Consider the following 19,451-nt stretch of genomic DNA (forward strand, 5'->3'; position numbering starts at 1 on the left):
TTCGAGGCCGGATCAGGCGGCCTGTTTGGTCTGGATCAGGGCGACCAGATCCCCGACCTTCTTCAACCCACCGAGTTCGACGGTCGAGAAGCGCACGCCGAACGCCTTCTCCACCGACAGCATCAGCCGGATGTGGCTCAGGCTGTCCCATTCCTCGACTTCATCGGCGGTCGTTTCAGCGGTCGGGGTCAGGTCTTCGTCATCGAAGACGTCGCGAAAAATCTCGGTCAGCTTCGCGTAAATTGCGGTGTCGGACATGGTCTAGGCATCCAGGGAGAGTTCAGCGAGACAGTTCCTGATCGAATGCCTCGTTTCGAACCTCAGGCCAACCCTGTAGGAGGAAAACCCGAGTGTTTCTCCATGAGGAGGGGGACGGATGACCATTCTCGTCACCGGCGCGACCGGCTTTCTGGGCCGGGCCGTCGTCGATCATCTGATCGCAAGAGCCCGCGCCGTTCGCGCCGCCGTGCGCACAGACGCCGGCCCCGGCGCAGTCGCCGTCGGCGATCTGTCCGTCGACACCGACTGGAGCGTGGCCCTGACCGGGATCGACACCGTCGTCCACTGCGCCGCCCGCGCGCACGTGATGCGCGAGACGTCCGACGACCCGCTGGCCCTGTTCCGGGCGGTGAACACCGAGGCCACTGCAGCCCTGGCCCGGCAGGCCGTGGCGGCGGGCGTGCGACGGTTCGTCTTCATTTCCAGCATCGGTGTGAACGGGGCCGCGACCGACGGCGTCCCGTTCCGCCACGATGATCCCCCGCGCCCCCATTCGCCCTACGCCCTGTCCAAGCATGAGGCCGAACTGGCGCTTCACGCCATCGCCGCCGGGACGGGGCTGGAGGTCGTGGTCATCCGCCCGCCCCTGATCACCGGGCCGGACCCGAAGGGCAATCTGGCGACGCTGAACAGGGTGATCGCCAAGGGGCTGCCCCTGCCCTTCGGTCTGGTGACGAGGAACCGGCGCGATCTGGTGTCCCGCGACACCTTGTGCCGTCTGATCGACATGGTGATCGATCATCCGGCCGCAGCGGGCCAGACCTTCCTCGTCAGCGACGGCGCGCCGCTCTCGACCCGCGCGTTGCTGGAGCGCATGGCGGCCGCCCAGGGCCGGTCAATCACACTGCTGCCCGTGCCGCCGGCCTTCCTCAGCCTGCCGCTGAGACTGCTGGGCAAGGGCGCGATGGCGTCCCAGTTGTTCGGCGACCTGGAGGTCGAGATCGCCCATACCCGCGAGACACTGGGCTGGGCGCCCTGACCCCGGTCCTTCGACCACAGGCTTTTCGCAATCTGCGGCTACCTGCGCCGTCCGGCTTGAGCTAGACCGGGCCGGTATCCGGGAGGAGCCTTTTGAGCGTCTTCATCATCGCCGAAGCCGGCGTGAATCATAATGGCGACGCCGATCGCGCGCTGGCCATGGTCGACGCCGCCAGGGCGGCGGGCGCCGACGCGGTCAAGTTCCAGACCTTCTCGGCCGACAAGCTGGCCGCGCCCGGCGCGGAGAAGGCCGACTACCAGAAGCGCGAGACCGGCGAGGGCGACCAGCACGCGATGCTGAAGGCCTTGGAGATGTCGGAGGACCTGCATCACCGCCTGATCACCCGCTGCGCCGAGGTCGGCATCGAGTTCATGTCGACGCCCTTCGACGAGGAGGCGGCCGATTTCCTCGTCGGCTCGGGGATGAAGCGGATCAAGGTCCCCTCCGGCGAGATCGTGAACCACCCCTTCCTGCGCCATCTGGCGGCGCTGGACCGGCCGCTGATCGTCTCGACCGGCATGGCCACGATGGAGGAGATCACCGACGCCGTCGCTGTCATCGCCGAGACCCGCGCGAAGCATGACCTGACCGCGCCGCTGGATGAGGTGCTGACCATCCTGCACTGCACCTCCAACTATCCGGCCGCCCCGTCCGATGTGAACCTGCGCGCCATGGGGACCATCGCCGAGGTCACCGGCCTGCCCATCGGCTATTCCGACCACACCCTCGGCCTCGCCGTCTCGACCGCCGCCGTGGCGCTGGGCGCGACGGTGATCGAGAAGCATTTCACGCTCGACATCACCCTGCCCGGCCCCGACCACCGCGCCTCCCTGACGGTCGGGCAACTGACCGATCTGGTGGGCCAGATCCGCGACGTCGAGGCCGCGCTGGGCTCTCCCGTCAAGGCCCCGACGGCGGCCGAAATCCCCGTCCGCGCGGTGGCGCGCCGGTCAGTCATGGCCCGCACCGCCCTGACCGCCGGCCATGTGCTGACCGAGGCTGACCTCATCCTGCTGCGTCCCGCCACGGGCATCGCGCCGCGCTTCTTCCACACCCTGCCGGGCCGCGCCCTGCAGGATGACGTCGAGGCGGGCCAGCCCCTGACCTGGGACCTGCTGTCGGGCGAGGCCATGGTCTGACCATGCGGCGCATCTGCTACATCAGCGGCACCCGCGCCGACTTCGGCCTGATGCGATCGACGCTGTTGATCCTGCGCGACCATCTGGAGCTTGACCTGTCGGTGATCGTCACCGGCATGCACCTGTCGCAGGCCTATGGGCATACCGCCGACGAGATCGAGGCCGCGGGGCTGCGTATCGCCGCCCGCGTCCCCGTACCGCTGGAGCCCGCGACCGGCTCCACCATGGCCCGCAACCTGGGAACCATGGTCACGGCCTTCACCGATGCGCTGGAGAGCGAGCGGCCCGATGTGGTCCTGCTGCTGGGCGACCGGGGCGAGATGCTGGCCGGCGCGCTGGCGGCGATCCACCTGAACATTCCCGTCGCGCACATCCACGGCGGCGAGCGATCCGGCACGGTTGACGAGCCCGTGCGTCACGCCATCTCCAAACTCAGCCACCTGCATTTCACCGCCACGCGGGAAGCGGCCGAGCGGCTGGTCCGGATGGGCGAGACCCCGGCCAATGTCCATGTCACCGGCGCACCGGGCCTCGATGGTCTGGCCGACGCCGAACTGCCCGACCTGACCGAGGTCACGCGCCTTCACGGCCTGGACCCGGAGCGGCCCTTCGCCCTGATGGTCTATCACCCGGTGCTGCAGGAGGCCGCGACCGCCGCCGACGACACCCGCCGCATCCTGAGGGGGCTGACCGACGCAGGCCTGCAGGTGCTGGCCCTGATGCCAAACGCCGACGCGGGCAGCGACGGCGTCCGCGCGGTCCTGACCGAGGCGAAAGGCACGCCCGACATCACCGTGCGCACCCATCTGGCCCGCCCCGCCTTCATCGCCGCAATGGCCCACGCTGATCTGATGATCGGCAATTCCAGCGCCGGAATCATCGAGGCCGCCAGCTTCGGCACCCCGGTGCTGAACGTCGGCCCGCGTCAGAACCTGAGGGAGCGCAACGCCAACGTCCGCGACATCGCCGCGAACAGCGAAGCGCTGGCCGCCGGGATCGCGGACCTGATGTCCACCGGACGGCTTGCGCCCGCCAACGTCTACGGCGACGGTCAGGCCGGGCCGCGCATCGCCCGTCTGCTGGCCTCCGTCCCGCTGGACGGGGCCCTGATGATGAAGGTCAACGGGTACTGAGATGATCCATCTGATCGGCGCCGGCGGGCATGCGAAGGTGGTGCTGGACGCCCTGCTGGAAGGCGGGGCGGTCCTGTCCGGGGTCGCCGCCCGCGCCGACGCCCCCGCTCCGGACCTGCTGGGCCTGCCGGTCACCACCCCGTCCGTGGCGCAATCGTTGGCAGGCCTGTCCTTCCATGTCGCCATCGGCGCCAATGCGGTGCGCGAACGCCTGTCCGCGGAGGCTGTCGCCGTCGGCGGAGCGGCCCTGACCGTGGTTCATCCGGCGGCGTCCGTGTCCCGTTTCGCCTCGGTGGCGGAGGGCGCCTTCATCGCCGCCTCGGCTGTCATTGGGCCCACGGCCGTGGTGGGACGCGGGGTGATCGTCAATCACGGCGCGGTGGTGGATCATGACTGCGTCGTCGGCGATTTCAGCCATATCGCCCCCAACGCCAGCCTCGGCGGCGGCGTCACCGTCGGCGCGCGCTGCCTGATCGGCGCGGGCGCCGTGGTCCTGCCCTTCGTGGCGATCGGCGACGACGTGACCATCGGCGCCGGCGCGGTCGTGACCCGCGACGTGGCCGCCCATCAGACCTGGACCGGCGTCCCCGCCGTCCCGAAAGCCTCCTGAATGACCACCGAAGTCGACTCCTTCAGCGCCCCCCGGACCGCCACGATCCGCGACGCCATGGCCACCATCAACGCTTCCGGCATGCAGATGCTGCTGCTGGTCGACGCGGACGGACGCTTCCAGCGCACCGTCACCGACGGCGACCTGCGCCGCCTGCTGCTGGCCGGGTCGGAGATGGGCGATACGCTGGACGCCCTGCCCGACCTCGTCTCCGTCACCGCGCCGGAAGAGGTCACGCGCAAGGCGGCGCTGGGTCTGATGGATGCCCACGAGATCAACCACCTGCCGCTGATCGACGGCGAGGGCCGGGTCGTCCGGGTGCTGAACCGCCGCGACATCGGCGCGCCGATCCTGCTGTCGACCCCGCACATGGGCGAGGCCGAACTGCATTTCGTGGAAGAGGCCTTCCGCACCAACTGGATCGCGCCGCTGGGGCCCAATGTGGACGCCTTCGAACGCGAGATCGCGGCGCTGGCCGGGGTCAAGCACGCCGCCGCCCTGTCGTCGGGCACGGCCGCCATCCATCTGGCCGTCCGGATGCTGGGGGTGAAGCCGGGCGACAAGGTCTTCTGCTCGACCCTGACGTTCGCGGCCTCGGCCAACCCCATCGTCTACGAGGGCGGCGAGCCTGTCTTTATCGACAGCGAACCCGACAGCTGGAACATGTCGCCGGTGGCGCTGGAGCGCGCCTTTGACGCCGCCAGGGCCGAAGGCTGGATGCCCAGGGCGGTCATCGTGGTGAACCTGTACGGCCAGAGCGCCGACATGGATCCGATCCTGGCGCTCTGTAACCGCTATGGCGTGCCGATGATCGAGGACGCCGCCGAAAGCCTGGGCGCGACCTACAAGGGCAAGGCGTCCGGCTCGTTCGGCCTGATGGGGGTCTTCTCGTTCAACGGCAACAAGATCATCACCACCTCGGGCGGGGGCATGCTGGTGTCCGACGACGAGGATCTGATCCGACAGGCGCGCTTTCTGGCGACGCAGGCGCGGGACCCGGCGCCCCACTATCAGCACAGCCAGATCGGCTTCAACTACCGCATGTCGAACATCCTGGCGGGGGTTGGACGGGGCCAGCTGCAGGTGCTGGGCGACCGGGTTGCCTCACGCCGGGCGGTGCATGACGCCTATCGGGAAGGCCTGTCCGGCGTCCCCGGTCTGGACTGGCAGCCCGAGCCGGAGTGGAGCTGGTCCAACCGCTGGCTCTCGGCCCTGACCATCGACCCGCGGATCGCGGGCGTCAGCGCCACCGAGGTCATCCAGCGCCTCGCCGACGAGATGATCGAGGCGCGCCCGGTCTGGAAGCCGATGCACCAGCAGCCCGTCTTCGCCCACTGCCGCCACTTCGCCCACGGCAACGGGAGCGTCGCGGATCATATCTTTGAACACGGCCTGTGCATGCCGTCCGGCTCCAACATGACGCGGGCCGAGATCGACCGGATCATCTACGCCATGCGAAGCATCCTGAAGGTCCGTTGATCCCGTGAAACGCGCGTTTGATGTCCTGATGGCGGGCGGCGCCCTGATCGTCCTGTCGCCGGTCATGCTGCTCACGGCGGTGGCGGTGAAGCTGACCTCGAAAGGCCCTGCGCTCTACTGGTCGGACCGGGTCGGGCGGGACAACGCCCTCTTCCGCATGCCCAAATTCCGCTCCATGCGCACCGAAACCCCGGCGGTGGCGACCCACCTGCTGACCGACACGACCGCGTGGCTGACGCCTATCGGCGGCCTGCTCCGCAAGTCCAGCCTCGACGAACTGCCCCAGTTGTGGAGCATCCTGGTCGGAGACATGTCGATCGTCGGCCCGCGCCCGGCCCTGTTCAATCAGGACGACCTGATCGCCCTGCGCACGGAACACGGCGTCCACACCCTGCGACCCGGCCTGACCGGTTGGGCCCAGGTCAACGGGCGCGACGAGCTGCCGATCCCCGACAAGGTCCGGCTGGATGTCTTCTATCTGCAGAACCGGACCTTCGGCCTCGACCTCAGGACAATCTGGATGACGATCGGCAAGGTCCTGCGGGCGCGGGACATCTCGCACTAGGACCGACGTCAGGCCCGCTTGATCGGCACCACTTCCCCCAGCGCGCGCTCGTCGCCGACGGTGCGGACGCGGGCCAGAACCTCGAAGATCAGGGCGCGGGCGGCGGCGTTGTCGCCGTGGCGGGCCACCTGCTCGAGCTTCTGCACGACCCGCTCGGTCATCCGCGCGCCTTCGATGCGATCAGTGACGCACATCAGGCTCTGACCGCACATCGCGGCGACCTCGCTGGAATCGACCAGTTCCTCGAACAGTTTCTCGCCGGGGCGCAGGCCCGTGACCTCGATCTCGATGTCCTTGCCCGGAACCTTGCCGTAGAGACCGATCAGCTGGCGGGCCAGATCGATGATCTTCACCGGCTTGCCCATATCCAGCACGAAGACGCCCATCGGCCCGTCCGGCTGCCCGGCCGAATGCGCCGTGGCGTGCAGCACCAGCTGGACCGCCTCCGGGATGGTCATGAAATAGCGTTCGATATCGGGATGGGTCAGCGTCACCGGCCCGCCGCGCTCGATCTGCGCCCGGAAGGTCGGAACGACAGACCCGGCGGAGCCCAGCACATTGCCGAAGCGCACGACGCTGAACCGCGTATTGCCTTTCCCGGTCTGCTGGGCGCGCACGACGGCCTCGGCCAGACGCTTGGTCGCCCCCATGACGTTCGGCGGATCGACCGCCTTGTCGGTCGAGATGAAGACCATGTGCTTGACGTCGGCGGCGTTGGCGGCCTCGGCGACATTCCAGGTGCCGACCACATTGGTCAGCACGCTCTCGCACGGGTGCTTCTCCATCAGCGGCACGTGTTTCAGGGCGGCGGCGTGGAAGACGACGTCCGGACGTTCGGCGGCGAAGGCCTCGTTCAACAGGGCCTTGTTGCGCACATCGTAAAGGTACTCACGGCGCGACAGGGTCGACCAGCGGTGACCGATTTCCTGGTCGATCTTGAACAGGCCGAACTCCGAATGGTCGATCAGCACCAGATGGCCGCAGCCCAGGCTGGCCACCTGACGGCAGATCTCCGAGCCGATCGAGCCGCCGGCGCCGGTGACCAGCACCCGCTTGCCCGCGACCAGCGCCCGCAGGGGGCCGTCGGCGAGGCGCACGGGCGGGCGGGCCAACAGCTCTTCCAGCTCGAATTTGCGCATGACCGGCTCGTCGGCCTTGCCGCCCATCTCGACGAGGCTGGGCGCCCGCAGCAGATGCACCCCCTTCGTCCGCAGCTGACCCAGACGTTCGACGCCGAAGTCCACCGGGGTGAGGGAGTCATCAAGGAAGACAATGGCGGCCTCGATATCGTGGGCCAGCAAATCCTCGAGGATCTCGAACGCCGCCGTGGAGTTGGACAGCACCGGCACGCCGCGCAGTTCGCGCATCGCGGCGCCGCGGGTGTCGGTGACGATCCCCGCCGGGCGGTAGGCCTCGCCGCTTCGGGCCAGTTCGCGCAGGAAGGTCTCGGCCCGATCCATGGCACCGACGACGATCAGCGGCTTGCGTTCGTCGCTGGCGCCCACGAACGGAGCGATGGCGCGCAGGGCCTCCTTGTCGTGCAGGATGCGGCGCAGCAGCACCAGCGCCAGCGTCAGGCCGATGTCCAGGACCGGCACGATCAGCAGGGTCGAGCGCGGCAGGGACGCGCCCCGTTCCAGGAAGAAGCTGAAGGCGAGGAAGATGGCCGCCGACAGCAGGGCGGTCCGGACGATCGGCCCGACGTCGACGATCGAGACGTAGCGCCACAGCGCCCGGTCGGTGCGGAAGAACAGGTCCAGCCCGAAGCCCAGCACCGCGAAGGCCAGGGCGAAATGCCAGGCCGACTGCACCGCGTCCATGATCGCATCGGGGGTCAGGCCGTTGCCCGACGCCACCAGATAACCGCCCAACATCGCGACAACGCGCACCGTGGCGCGCGCCGTAACCTTCAGACCCCGGATCAGCAGTGCGTTCGCGTTACCCAAAACAGTCCTGTCTGACAGGTTCGTCGACCGGACGCTTGCACCAGAGTAATAGTGCCCGCTGTCACAGTACGCTGACGAAGTCCCGTCGCCCTCCACTTCGGTCGCTCAAAATCGCGAACGCCCGCGCGGATGACCCGCCAGAACGCCCACCCCGAGGCGCTCCAATGGGCGCACACCGGAAAAGTTCCGGCGTTCTAACGCCTTATTCCGGTCCTGTCACGTATGGGCCACAACACTTCGCCCCGTGACCGAACGGAAGTATTCCAGAGCAGGTCTTCTCTACAAAAACCGCGATTTCTTCAAGCTGGACGGGCCGACGGCGGTTGCACGACCGATGTCAGGGGCCAAACTGGGCCGAGACGTCGGGGCATTCTGTCTCTAGAAGCAGGCCAGTCGCGGCGCGCGGGGGAATGATGAAGATCTATCCGGTGATCATGTGCGGTGGAGCCGGTTCGCGCCTGTGGCCCGCCTCGCGCCCCGGACGCCCCAAGCAATTCCTGCCTTTGACCGGCGCTCGCTCCCTGTTCCAGGAGACGGTGCTGCGCGTGACGCCGCTGGCCGCCGAGGGCGATGTGGTGGTGGTCGCGGGTCTGGGTCACGCGGACGCCATCGCCGCCGAACTGTCCGCCATCGGCGTCGAGGCCACCATCCTTCTGGAGCCCGAGGCCCGCGATTCCGGTCCCGCCATGGCCGCCGCCGCCGCCTTCGTCCAGCGTCGTGACCCGGAAGGCGTCGCCGCCATCATCGCGTCTGACCACCATATCCCGGACGCGGAAGCCTTCCGCGCCGCCGTCCGCGTCGCCGCCGAGGAAGCCGCGCGCGGACGCATCGTGACCCTGGGCGTCACCCCGACCTGGCCCTCCCCGGCCTATGGCTACATCAGCCCCGAGACACCGGGCCTTTCGCCCGTCAAACGCTTCGTCGAAAAGCCCGACGCCGCGACCGCCGCCCGCTATCTGGCCGACGGCTTCCTGTGGAACAGCGGCAATTTCATCGTGTCGGGCGCCGCCCTGATGGACGAACTCACCCGCCATGCGCCCGAGATCGCCGAGGCCGCCCGCAACGCCCTCCCGGCCGATCTGACCGGGCCGCTGGTTCGCCTGACCGACGCCTTCCGCACCGCCCCGCGCATCTCCATCGACTATGCGGTGATGGAGAAGAGCGACCGAACCTCCGTCCTGCCCGTCGATTTCGAATGGTCTGATGTCGGCGCGTGGGATTCTGTGCTGGCGACCGGCGCGGGCCACACCGGCCTGCATATCGGCGTCGACAGCGACAACGTCCTTGTCCGCGCCGCCGACGGCATGGTGGTGGCGACCCTGGGCGTGTCCAACATCGCGGTCATCGCCGAGAACGACGCGGTCCTCGTCTGCGACCTGTCGCGGGCCCAGGACGTCAAGGCGGTGGTCGACCGGGTCAAGACCGAGGCCCCGCGCCATGCTGACGTGCCCGACACCGCCGAGACCGCGCCCTACCGGCGTTTCGGCGACTGGATGCGGACCGCCGCCCTGCCGCTGTGGGCGACGCTGGGCGCCCATGGGGACGGATCGTTCGTCGAGACCCTGACGCTGGAAGGCCGCCCGGTCGAAAGTCGTCGCCGCGCCCGCGTCCAGACCCGCCAGATCTATGTCTTCGCCCGCGCCGGGGCGGCCGGCTGGGCCGGGCCGTGGCGGGAACGGGTGGAACGCGGCCTGGACCGCTTCCTCGACGGCTACCTGCGGCCCGACGGCGCGGTGCGCAATGCGCTGAACGCCGACGGCTCGGTGCAGGATGACGGCGTCGTCCTGTACGAACAGGCCTTCACCCTGCTGGCCCTGTCCGCCGTCCACGCCGCCGGGATCGAGACCGCGCGCTGCGAGACGCAGGCCGCCGTCATGCTGGATCGCCTGTACGCCGAACGCCTGCCCAACGGCGGCTGGCGGGAAAGCGGCGACCATCCGTACCAGGCCAACGCCAACATGCACCTGTTCGAGGCGGCGCAGGCCTGGGCCGCGCGCGGCGTCGATCCACGCTGGAACGACATCGCCGACAGCCTGGCTGACCTGGCCCTGACCCGGTTCATCGACGCCGGAGGCGGCTTCCTGCGGGAATTCTTCGACGCCGACTGGCGCCCGGCCGCGGGCGAGGACGGCCGTCTGGTCGAGCCCGGGCATCAGTTCGAATGGGCCTGGCTGCTGTCCCGCCACGCCCTGAACCGGCACGATGATCGGGCGATGGCGGCGGCGAAGCGGCTTTATCTGCACGGCCTGCGCGGGATCGATCCGCGCCGGGGCGTGGCCGTGGACGAACTGGATGACAGCCTGTCGATCCGCAGCGCCCGCGCCCGTCTGTGGCCCCAGACCGAATGGCTGCGCGCCGCGCTGGCGATGGCGGAACTGGCCCAGGGTTCGGAACGCGAGCAACGGCTGGCCGAGGCCCGCAAGGCGGCGGCGGGTCTGGCCCTGTATCTGCGGCCCAACGGCGCCTGGCGCGACAAGCTGGAGCCCGCGGGCGCCTTCACCGACGAACCGGCCCCGGCCAGTTCGCTGTACCACATCATCGGCGCCTTCGATCAGGTGTGCGCCGCCGCCGCAGCGGGTATCATCAGCGACGCGCCGCGCGGACTGAACTAACCGCCCGGCGTCGCGTTAGAGGCCCGACCGCGGGGGCGGCCCTTCATCCCCTGTTCAGCCGCAAGCGTCTCCTGTCAGGGACGCAGCAGCCCCACGAGACCGATGTGATCGATCTTCACTGTCATATCCTGCCGGGAATCGACGACGGCGCCCCGGATCTGGAGACCTCGCTGGCCATGGCCCGGATCGCCGTGGCCGACGGAATCACCGTGACCGCCTGCACTCCGCACATGATGCCGGGCTATTACGAGAACACGTCCGACGGCGTCCGCGCCGCCGTGGTCGCCCTGCAGGCGGAACTGGACAAGGCCGACATCCCGCTGCGCCTCGTCACGGGGGCGGATGTGCATCTGGTCCCGGGCCTGGCGTCGGGCCTGCGCGACGGATCGAAGCTGACTCTCGCCGACACCCGCTATTTCCTGTTCGAGCCGCCGCACAACACCCCGCCGCCGCGCATGGCGGACGCGGTGTTCGACTGCATGTCGGCGGGCTTCCATCCCCTGATCACCCACCCGGAACGCCTGCGCTGGGTCGAGGACCAGTACGATCTGATGGTCCAGATGGCCCAGGCCGGGGCGTGGATGCAGATCACCGCCGGCTCCGTCACCGGCCGCTTCGGCAAACGCACGCAGTATTGGGCCGAACGGATGCTGGACGACGGCATCGTCCACATTCTGGCGACCGACGCCCACAATCTTCGCAGCCGCGCTCCGGTCCTGTCCGAGGCCGTTGAGGCCGTTTCGCAACGCCTCGGCGAGCAGGCCGCGAAAGACATGGTGTTGACCCGACCCCTCGCAGTACTGGACAACGCTACGCCTGCTTCGGTTCCGCCCGCGGTCGGCGCCCCCCGTCCGGCCTCCCGGCCGGGTTTCTTCAAACGGCTTTTCAAGGCCGCCTGATTTCAAGGTGACTGTCGCATGATGCGCGCCCTCCCGCTGGTCCTGTTCGCCACGGCCACCCTGCTTGCCGCCTGCGGCGGTCCCAAGATGGACGTGACCCAGATGACGGCGGCACAGCCCGTCGATCTGCAGACCGCCCACTCCACCGCCGCCCCCCAGGCGGAGTATCGCATCGGCGTCGGCGACAAACTGGCCGTCCGCGTCTTCCAGGTGACGGACCTGTCCTTCGATTCGCTGACGGTCGACACCTCGGGCAATCTTCAGATGCCGCTGATCGGCGCCGTGCGCGCCGCCGACCGCACCTCGGGCGAACTGTCCGCCGATATCGCCACCCGGCTGAGCGCCCAGTACCTGCGCAACCCGCAGGTCACCGTCACCGTGACCGAGGCCGCCAGCCAGAAGATCACCGTCGACGGCGCCGTGACCAAGCCGGGCGTCTACGAGATGCGCGGAACCACCTCCCTGCTGCAGGCCGTGGCCATGGCCGAAGGCCCCAGCCGCGTCGCCGACCTGACCAAGGTCGCCGTGTTCCGCACCGTCGACGGTCAGCGCTCCGTCGCCCTGTTCGACCTTCAGGCCATCCGTCAGGGGCGCGCCAGCGATCCCACCGTGCTGGGCGACGACATCATCGTGGTCGACACCTCGCGCCTCAACTCGGTCATGCGTGAAGTCGTGGGCGCCCTGCCGGCGCTGTCGGTCTTCCGTCCGTTCTAAGGCGCTTGGCTTTCAGGACCCTCAGTCTCGCCGCCCTGCTGGCCCTCGGCCTCGGCGCGGCGGGATGCGGGGGTTCGTCAGCATCGAGCGGTCGCGACGTCGCCCCGCCAGAAGCCCGGCTCTCGGCGCTGAATGCGCAGGACGCCCGTCTGGCCCGGGTGTCGTGGCGGTTGATGCGGGCCAACGCCGACCTGTGCCCGGCGACCCTTCCCCGCGCCGGCTGGGCGCTGCAGTCCGCCGCCCAGTACGGGCCTGAACTGCGCCCCCTGGCCGAACAGCGCTTCGGATTGCGGGGCGACCTGCCCGGCGTTCTGACGGCCCCCGACGACAGCCCGGCGCAGCGGGCCGGTCTGGCGCCCGGCGACGTCATCCTGTCCGCGAACGATCAGCCGATGGCCGAAGGCGTATCGCAACGGCAGGAAAGCTACGACGGTCTGCAGGCCAACCTCGACCGCCTGGACAGGGTGGTCGCGTCGGGGCCGACGCGGCTGTCGGTCGGTCGCGGCGACACGACCCGGACCCTGACCCTGACCCCTGTACCGGCCTGCGCCTACACCACGCAGATCGTCATCCAGCGCAGCCTGCGCGGCAATGTCGGCCGCGGTCTGATCCAGATCACGACCGGCATGGCGGGGCTGGCGCGCAACGATGACGAACTGGCCTTCGTCGTGGCGCACGAACTGGCCCATGCGGTGCTGGAGCACGTCAGCGGTCCCGCGACGCCGGGGCAGCGCGGCGCGCGGACCGATGCACTGACCCTGAGGCGCGGCCCGCACGCGACGATGGAGGCCGACGCCGACCGGCTGGGCCTCTATCTGCTGGCCCGGGCCGGCTATGATCCGGCCGCCGCGGTGGTCGTGCTGGATCGTTACAGCGCGCAGGACCTGTTCGCCGCCTGGCCCCAGATCGACCCGCGCGGGCGGGTCTATGCGCCGAGCGCCGAGCGTCGCGCGGCGCTGGCTGCGGCCCTCGACGACATCGCGGCGCGCCGCGCCGGAAACCGCGATCTCATTCCCTGAGGCCCAGCCGTGTCCGGACGCCGGACACCGCCAACAGGCCCCAGCCCGCGACGAAGCCGGTCATGTCCGCGACCACGTCCCACACGTCCGCGTCCCGCCCCACGGCGGGCAGGCCCTGGATCAGCTCCACCGCCGTCCCCAGCGCCAGCATCACCGCGGCGATGCGCAGGACGCCGGCCCTCGGCCAGCCGCATCCGGCCAGCAGTGTCCACGTCAGGAAGGCCACGGCGTGATTGGCCTTGTCCCACGGCAGGCCGCTCTCCACGCCGGTCGAGGGGGTGAAGGCGAACCACGCGACGATGAAGGCGAAAACTATCGTCCCGGTACGGAACATGGCCCGCAGACGGGTGTTCGGAATTCCGGATCCGCGCCGCTTTCCGTGATTCGTCGGGGTCATCGGGCGGACGTACCTTAGGGCTGGAGGGTTGTTCCAATGGCGACACGCATCAGCGACGCACGCGACCGTCGACGGGCCCTGCCCCGCACTGCAGAACCGGCTCCATACGCCGGACGAGGGGCCGGGCTCTATAGCGAAGTGAGCCTGTCGCCCGTCTCGCCGCCTTCGGCGCGGTCCTCGCTTACGCCCGGCGAGGAAGAGGGCTTCAGGCCCCTCGCCTGATCGGCCGTCACACACAAGACAGTGCTTGACCGCGAGGGGCCTCGCCCGCGACATGGCGGCGGAGGGCCGCGCAATCGCGAATTCGTGTGCGTGGTGTAGGGCTTTGCGATATCAGCCCGATGTGTTTCGACCGGCGGCTCGGCCGCCATGATCTGACGGATGGCATGATGCTGGGCGACAATCACTTCGCTGACGAACGCAATCCGCGGCCGGGCCGCGCGTCCGGCGGTTTCGGCGAGGCGGGTTTCGATGACAATCAGCCCGGTGCGTGGGCCGACGACCACGATGAAGCGCCTGCGTTTGATCTGGGCTCCTACTGGCGTCTGGCGATCAAGCACCGCATCCTGATCATCGGCTGCTTCCTGGCGGCCCTGGCCATCGGCGCGGCCGTCACCCTGCTGATGACGCCGATCTACACGGCCCAGGCCACCCTGCAGATCGACCGCGAAGCCGCCCGCGTCTTCACCTCCAGCGAGGACGTCAATCCGCGCGAGAGCATGTCGCAGGGGGAAGAGTTCTTCCAGACCCAGTACGGCCTGCTGCGCAGCCGCTCGCTGGCCGAGCGCGTGGTTGAAAGCCTCGGCCTCGCCAGCTCGGATCAGGCGCTTGAAAATCTCGGTGTCGAGCCGCCCGCCCGCACGGGTTCGGCCGCCGCCCAGGCCGAGCGCCGCCGCAACGCCGCCCTTGACTATGTGCAGGGCAGCCTGAGCGTCACGCCCGTCCGCGGCTCGCGTCTGGTCTCCGTCGGTTTCGATAACCCGGACCCCGTCGTCGCCGCGCGCGTCGCCAACGGCTTCGCCGAGAACTTCATCCAGTCCAACCTGGACCGGAAATTCCAGTCGTCGGCCTACGCCCGCGAATTCCTCGAAGAGCGCATCGCCCAGACCAAGGGCCGCCTTGAGGAGGCGGAGCGCCAACTGGTGGCCTACGCCGCCAACCAGCAGATCATCAACGTCGGCGAACCGTCGGAAGGCGGCGCTGATTCCGGCGGCGGCTCCCAGTCGCTGGCCTCGAACAATCTCGTGGCCCTGAACTCGTCGCTCGCGGAAGCCCGCGCCGCCCGCGTCGCCGCCGAAGAGCGCTGGCGTTCGGCCCGCTCGGCCCCGATCATGACCCTGCCGGAAGTGCTGCAGAACCCCTCCATCCAGCGCCTCGGCGAGCAACGCGCCCAGCTGGAGTCCGAGTATCAGCAGAAGTCGAGCATCTATCAGGCCGACTATCCGGAAATGGTCCGCCTGCGCGGCCAGATCACCGAGATCGACGGACAGATCAACTCGCTGGCCAGCAACATCCGCGCCTCGATCCAGAGCCAGTATGTGGTCGCCGCCAATCAGGAGCGTTCGCTTCAAGGTCAGGTCAACGGCCTGAAAGGCGACGTGCTGGACCTGCGCGACCGCTCGATCCAGTACAACATCCTGCAACGCGAGCTGGACACCACCCGCACCCTCTATGAGGGCCTGCTGCAGCGATACAAGGAAGTCGGCGTCACCGGGAACGTGACCACCAACAACGTCTCCATCGTCGACAATGCGATGCCGCCGCCGGCGCCGTCCAAGCCCAACATGCTCGTCAACCTGGCGCTGGCCGCGATCTTCGGCCTCGGCCTCGGCGTCGTCGCCGCCCTGGTGCTGGAAGCCCTGGACGAAACCGTCGCCACCCCGGACGACGTCGAGAAGAAGCTGGGCGTGCCCGTCCTCGGCGTCGTGCCCCTGCTTGACAAGGGACAGACGACGGCCGCCGCTCTCGCCGATATCCGATCCGGATTCTCCGAAGCCTATTACTCGCTTCGAACGGCGCTGCAGTTCTCCACCCCCGATGGGGCGCCCAGCAGCCTGCTGGTCTCGTCGGCCCGACCGGCGGAGGGCAAGTCCACGACCGCCTATGCCGTGGCCCTCAACCTGGCCCGCGTCGGCAAGCGGGTGCTGCTGGTCGACGGCGACCTGCGCAATCCCTCGATGCACCGTGTCGTCGGCGTCGAGAACGAGCGCGGCATGAGCAACCTGCTGTCGGGTTCGATCGACCTCGCCACGGTCGTCCAGCGTACGCGTCAGGACAATCTGTTCTTCATCCCCTGCGGCCCGCTGCCGCCCAACCCGGCCGAGCTGTGGGGCAGCGACCGCCTCCGTCAGTTCCTGAATGAGGCCCGCACCAATTTCGACCACGTCATCGTCGACGGTCCGCCGGTTCTGGGCTTCGCCGATTCGCCCGTGCTGGCGGCGTCGGTCGGCGGCGTTCTGTTCGTGCTGGAATCGCGCGGCACCCGTCGGGGTCAGGCCCGGGGCGCCCTGCGTCGCCTGAAGATGGGCCGCGCCCGTCTGCTCGGCGCGGTGCTGACCAAGTTCAACGCCAAGACCACCACTTACGGTGGGTATGACTACGCGTATGACTACAACTACGGCGCCGAGCCCGAAGGCTCCGCCAAAGGCAAGAAGGCCAAGTGAGGAAGACGGCGGATCGGACCGCCGCCCCGGCGCTGAAAGGCGGCCGGGGGGCGGAGTTCGCCACCTGGGGCGTCACCGTCGCGGGCGTCGTGCTGGGCGCGCAGGTGCTGATCCAGCCACTCGTCGAGCGCGCCCCGGCCGAGTTCGCCATTGTCGTGGCCCCCACCTCCCCGATGGTCTTGCGCCGCGCCTCCGAAAGCGAGTTGGCCGCGGGCCAGAAGGACAACAACCCCCGCCGCTATACGCAGGCCGCGGCTCTGGCGCGCGACGCCTTCGCCCGCTCCCCCTTCGATGTGCGCGCCCTGCGCGTGGTCGGCCTGACCGAGGCGAAGGCGGGCCGCGAGGACGTCGCCGACGACATCCTGACCCTGGCCGGCAACTGGAGCCTGCGCGACGATCCCGCCCACGCCTGGCTGGTCCAGCATCGGCTGAAACAGGGCGATTACGCCTCCGCCTTCGCCCACGCCGACACCCTCGTGCGCCGCCGCGAGGACATCCGGCCCCAGGTGTTCCAGCTTTTCACCACCGCCGCCGCCACCGACGGCCCGCGCGCCCTGCCGCAGGTCGCCGTCCTGCTCTCGGCCCGCCCGCCGTGGCGTCAGGCCTATCTGGAAAGCCTGCACGGCGACGCCCGCGGGCTGCAGGTCGCGATCAATCTGGCGATCCTCCTGCAGGCGGGCAAAGCCCCGCTGACCAATGACGAACTGGCGCAGCTCTACATCCAGCTTCTCGAAAAGGGGCAGCTGGAGGCCGTGCGGGTCGTTCGACAGCGGCTGAACCGGCCGTCCAACGCCGCCCTGGTCGCCAACGGCGGCTTCGGCGACGCCTCGGCGCCCCAGCCGTTCCAGTGGCGCCTCGCCCAGGATGCCGGCGTGGTGGCGGAGATCGTGCCCGATGACGTCCGCCCGGCCGATCCCGCCTTGCGCGTCGACTACGACGGCTACGCCTCCTCCAGAATCGCCGAACAGCTCCTCTTCCTGGCGCCCGGTCGCTACCGGCTCAGCGCCGAATCGCGGGTCGAGGCCGGAGAACCGGCCAAGCGACTGGCCCTGACCCTGACCTGCGCGCCCGGCGATCTGCCGATTCTTTCGACCCCCGCCGCCGCGCCCGGCGCCCAGGTCTGGACGCCCTTCAGCGCGACGTTCGATGTGCCGGCCGCCTGTTCCGGGCAGTGGCTGCGCCTTGAAACCCGGGCGGGCGACACCCGCCAGCGGACCGCTGTGTGGCTGGACCGCGTGGCGGTCACCCGGGTCGGTTCGGGGGCGAACTGAGGGCGCCAAGGTGGCCGATTTGCATCGCGACCGGTCTGAATCGTATTGATTTGGAAACCTTCGGGGCTTATACCCATTCTCGATACGTCGCGGGCCAGCCCGTACCAAGACCTGATCAAGGGGATTAGCATGCGTAAGACCATCGCCGCTGTAACGGCCGGCCTGCTGCTCGTGGCTGGCCAAGCCGCTGCTGCAAACACTTCGGCTACCGCTCGCGTGGGTGACCGCGTTGGCGCCCGCGCCGACGCTGAAGCCGAATTCGCCGGCATTCCGCTCCCGGTTCTGCTCATCGGCACTGCCGTGATCGTTGCCGTGGTTGTCGTCGCTTCGGACGACGACTCGGAAAGCGACTAAGCCGCCCCGGTTCGCGCTGCGCCTTCGCAGACGTAACGCGTGCCGAACAAAGCTTTGAAGGGCCAGTGGGACGCTGTGGCAATCGCCGCGGCTATCCTGCTGGCCCTTTCGCTTGTTCTGGGCGGCGCCAGCCGGGTGCACATATTGCGCCTCGCCGTCGTTGAACTGGCCGCCCTTCCCCTGCTGGTCATCAGCCTCAATCGGCTGATCCGCACAGGCCTCTGGCGCGAGCATCGCTTCGCCCTCGGCCTTCTCGGCGCTGTCGCCGCGATCCCCCTGATCCAGCTGATCCCGCTGCCGCCCGCGATCTGGACGGCCCTGCCCGGCCGCGCCGAAATGGTGCTGGCCCTGCAACTCGCGGGACTTCAGCCCGGCTGGGCGCCGCTGACCGTCACGCCTGACCTCACCTGGCAATCCGCGCTCGCGATCCTGCCCCCCGCCGCCATGTTCCTCGCCGTTCTGAACGCCAGCCAGCTTCAGACCGCGCGCATGATGTGGATCTATCTCGCCGCCGCCGTGGTCTCCGTCCTTCTCGGCGCGATCCAGCTGGGCAGCGGGGACACCCGATTCTATCTGTGGGCGACCACCGCCGCCGGCTCGGTCACCGGCTTCTTCGCCAACCGCAACCACCTCGCCACCCTGCTGCTGGCCACCCTGCCCTTCGCGGCGGTGTTCGGCGCGGCGATCCTGCGTCGGCGCAGCGAGAATCGCCTGCCGCTGTGGTTCGGCGCCCTGTTCATGGGTCTGGTGGTCGTGGGACTGGCCGCCATCCGCTCGCGTGCCGGCGTCATCCTGTTCGGCCCCATTGCGATCGCCAGCCTGCTGGCCGCGTGGATCGCCGCCGGACGCGGTCGCCCCGGTCCCGGACTGCTGGCCCTGACAGGGGGTGTCGCCGCCGCCATCGGCGCCGTCGCCATCCTCGCCCTACCGCCGATTCTCGCCCGCTTCGACGTCCAGTCCGCGCCGGAAGGCCGTTTCGAGGGCTGGCCCATCGTCGCCGCCGCCTCCGAGACCTGGCTTCCCCTCGGCTCGGGCATCGGCAGCTTCGACGCGGTGTTCCGCTCGGTCGAGCCGCTGGAGCAGCTGGACCCCACCTTCTTCAACCACGCCCACAACGAGTATCTGGAAACCTGGCTCGAGGCGGGATGGCTGGGCGCCGCCCTGATCGTCGTCTTCCTGCTCTGGTACGGCCGCCGGCTCTGGGCGGCGTGGAAGGCGGGACCGTCGCGTGAGCGCGACCTGCAACGCGCCGCCAGCATCGCCCTTCTGGCCATGCTGGTTCACTCCGGCGTCGACTACCCCCTGCGTACGGCCGCGCTGGCGGTTCTGTTCGCCTTCTGCGCCGCCATCCTGGAAAAAGCCGGGCAACCCGTCGCGCGCGACCAGACCTGA

The 19,451-nt window shown here is 69.2% G+C and carries 17 protein-coding genes; 14 read left to right on the forward strand and 3 right to left on the reverse strand.

Translation table 11 applies throughout. The features are described from left to right. Positions 1–12: 12 nt before the first annotated feature. A complete protein-coding gene (locus tag ACW174_RS03130) occupies positions 13–258 on the reverse strand; it encodes an acyl carrier protein (protein ID WP_492016242.1) in 246 nt (81 codons plus the stop codon). Positions 259–376: 118 nt separating this feature from the next. Here ACW174_RS03130 and ACW174_RS03135 point away from each other — a divergent pair, with 118 nt between their 5' ends. The 6 genes from ACW174_RS03135 to ACW174_RS03160 all read left to right on the forward strand — a co-directional run bounded on the left by ACW174_RS03135 (position 377) and on the right by ACW174_RS03160 (position 6,184). Next, on the forward strand, positions 377–1,258 hold the full coding sequence (locus ACW174_RS03135) for an NAD-dependent epimerase/dehydratase family protein (RefSeq protein ID WP_492016243.1): 882 nt from the start codon (positions 377–379) through the stop codon (positions 1,256–1,258). A 92-nt stretch (positions 1,259–1,350) separates the two neighbouring features. Next, positions 1,351–2,397, forward strand: a complete 1,047-nt coding sequence (gene neuB, locus ACW174_RS03140; RefSeq protein ID WP_492016244.1) for an N-acetylneuraminate synthase — start codon at positions 1,351–1,353, stop codon at positions 2,395–2,397. A 2-nt stretch (positions 2,398–2,399) separates the two neighbouring features. Next, positions 2,400–3,530, forward strand: a complete 1,131-nt coding sequence (gene neuC, locus ACW174_RS03145; protein WP_492016245.1) for a UDP-N-acetylglucosamine 2-epimerase — start codon at positions 2,400–2,402, stop codon at positions 3,528–3,530. Between the two features lies 1 nt (position 3,531). Further along, positions 3,532–4,140 carry a NeuD/PglB/VioB family sugar acetyltransferase gene (locus ACW174_RS03150; protein WP_492016246.1) on the forward strand — a complete coding sequence of 203 codons (609 nt, stop codon included), beginning with the start codon at positions 3,532–3,534 and terminating at the stop codon, positions 4,138–4,140. Further along, positions 4,141–5,619 (forward strand): aminotransferase class I/II-fold pyridoxal phosphate-dependent enzyme, encoded by a 1,479-nt coding sequence (locus ACW174_RS03155; RefSeq protein ID WP_492016247.1) that lies wholly within the window; start codon positions 4,141–4,143, stop codon positions 5,617–5,619. Between the two features lie 4 nt (positions 5,620–5,623). Continuing rightward, a complete protein-coding gene (locus ACW174_RS03160) occupies positions 5,624–6,184 on the forward strand; it encodes a sugar transferase (RefSeq protein WP_492016248.1) in 561 nt (186 codons plus the stop codon). Between the two features lie 8 nt (positions 6,185–6,192). On the opposite strand, the gene ACW174_RS03165 is transcribed toward ACW174_RS03160, so the two are convergent. After that, complete coding sequence (locus tag ACW174_RS03165) at positions 6,193–8,130, reverse strand: polysaccharide biosynthesis protein (protein WP_492016249.1); 1,938 nt, start codon at positions 8,128–8,130, stop codon at positions 6,193–6,195. Positions 8,131–8,540: 410 nt separating this feature from the next. Here ACW174_RS03165 and ACW174_RS03170 point away from each other — a divergent pair, with 410 nt between their 5' ends. From ACW174_RS03170 to ACW174_RS03185, 4 genes are all read left to right on the forward strand, one after another. Further along, on the forward strand, positions 8,541–10,742 hold the full coding sequence (locus ACW174_RS03170) for an AGE family epimerase/isomerase (RefSeq protein ID WP_492016250.1): 2,202 nt from the start codon (positions 8,541–8,543) through the stop codon (positions 10,740–10,742). Between the two features lie 104 nt (positions 10,743–10,846). Continuing rightward, positions 10,847–11,641, forward strand: coding sequence for a tyrosine-protein phosphatase (locus ACW174_RS03175; protein WP_492016251.1), 795 nt, complete (start codon positions 10,847–10,849; stop codon positions 11,639–11,641). Between the two features lie 18 nt (positions 11,642–11,659). Beyond that, the gene (locus ACW174_RS03180) at positions 11,660–12,355 is read left to right on the forward strand and encodes a polysaccharide biosynthesis/export family protein (RefSeq protein WP_492016252.1); all 696 of its coding nucleotides are present in this window, start codon (positions 11,660–11,662) and stop codon (positions 12,353–12,355) included. A 5-nt stretch (positions 12,356–12,360) separates the two neighbouring features. Further along, positions 12,361–13,374: a M48 family metalloprotease gene (locus ACW174_RS03185; RefSeq protein WP_492016253.1), complete on the forward strand. Its 1,014-nt coding sequence runs from the start codon at positions 12,361–12,363 to the stop codon at positions 13,372–13,374. On the opposite strand, the gene ACW174_RS03190 is transcribed toward ACW174_RS03185, so the two are convergent. Next, a complete protein-coding gene (locus tag ACW174_RS03190; RefSeq protein WP_492016254.1) occupies positions 13,364–13,708 on the reverse strand; it encodes a VanZ family protein in 345 nt (114 codons plus the stop codon). The genes ACW174_RS03185 and ACW174_RS03190 overlap by 11 nt on opposite strands. 404 nt (positions 13,709–14,112) lie before the next feature. On the opposite strand from ACW174_RS03190, the gene ACW174_RS03195 reads away from it, so the two are divergent. From ACW174_RS03195 to ACW174_RS03210, 4 genes are all read left to right on the forward strand, one after another. After that, positions 14,113–16,434, forward strand: a complete 2,322-nt coding sequence (locus ACW174_RS03195) for a GumC family protein (RefSeq protein WP_492016255.1) — start codon at positions 14,113–14,115, stop codon at positions 16,432–16,434. Beyond that, on the forward strand, positions 16,431–17,705 hold the full coding sequence (locus ACW174_RS03200; protein WP_492016256.1) for a hypothetical protein: 1,275 nt from the start codon (positions 16,431–16,433) through the stop codon (positions 17,703–17,705). The genes ACW174_RS03195 and ACW174_RS03200 overlap by 4 nt, the downstream gene beginning before the upstream one ends. 129 nt (positions 17,706–17,834) lie before the next feature. Continuing rightward, entirely contained in the window at positions 17,835–18,059 is a 225-nt protein-coding gene (locus ACW174_RS03205; protein ID WP_492016257.1) for a hypothetical protein, read from the forward strand. 39 nt (positions 18,060–18,098) lie between these two features. Next, positions 18,099–19,451, forward strand: coding sequence for an O-antigen ligase family protein (locus tag ACW174_RS03210; RefSeq protein WP_492016258.1), 1,353 nt, complete (start codon positions 18,099–18,101; stop codon positions 19,449–19,451).

The organism is Brevundimonas sp. AVps31, from assembly GCF_058681355.1.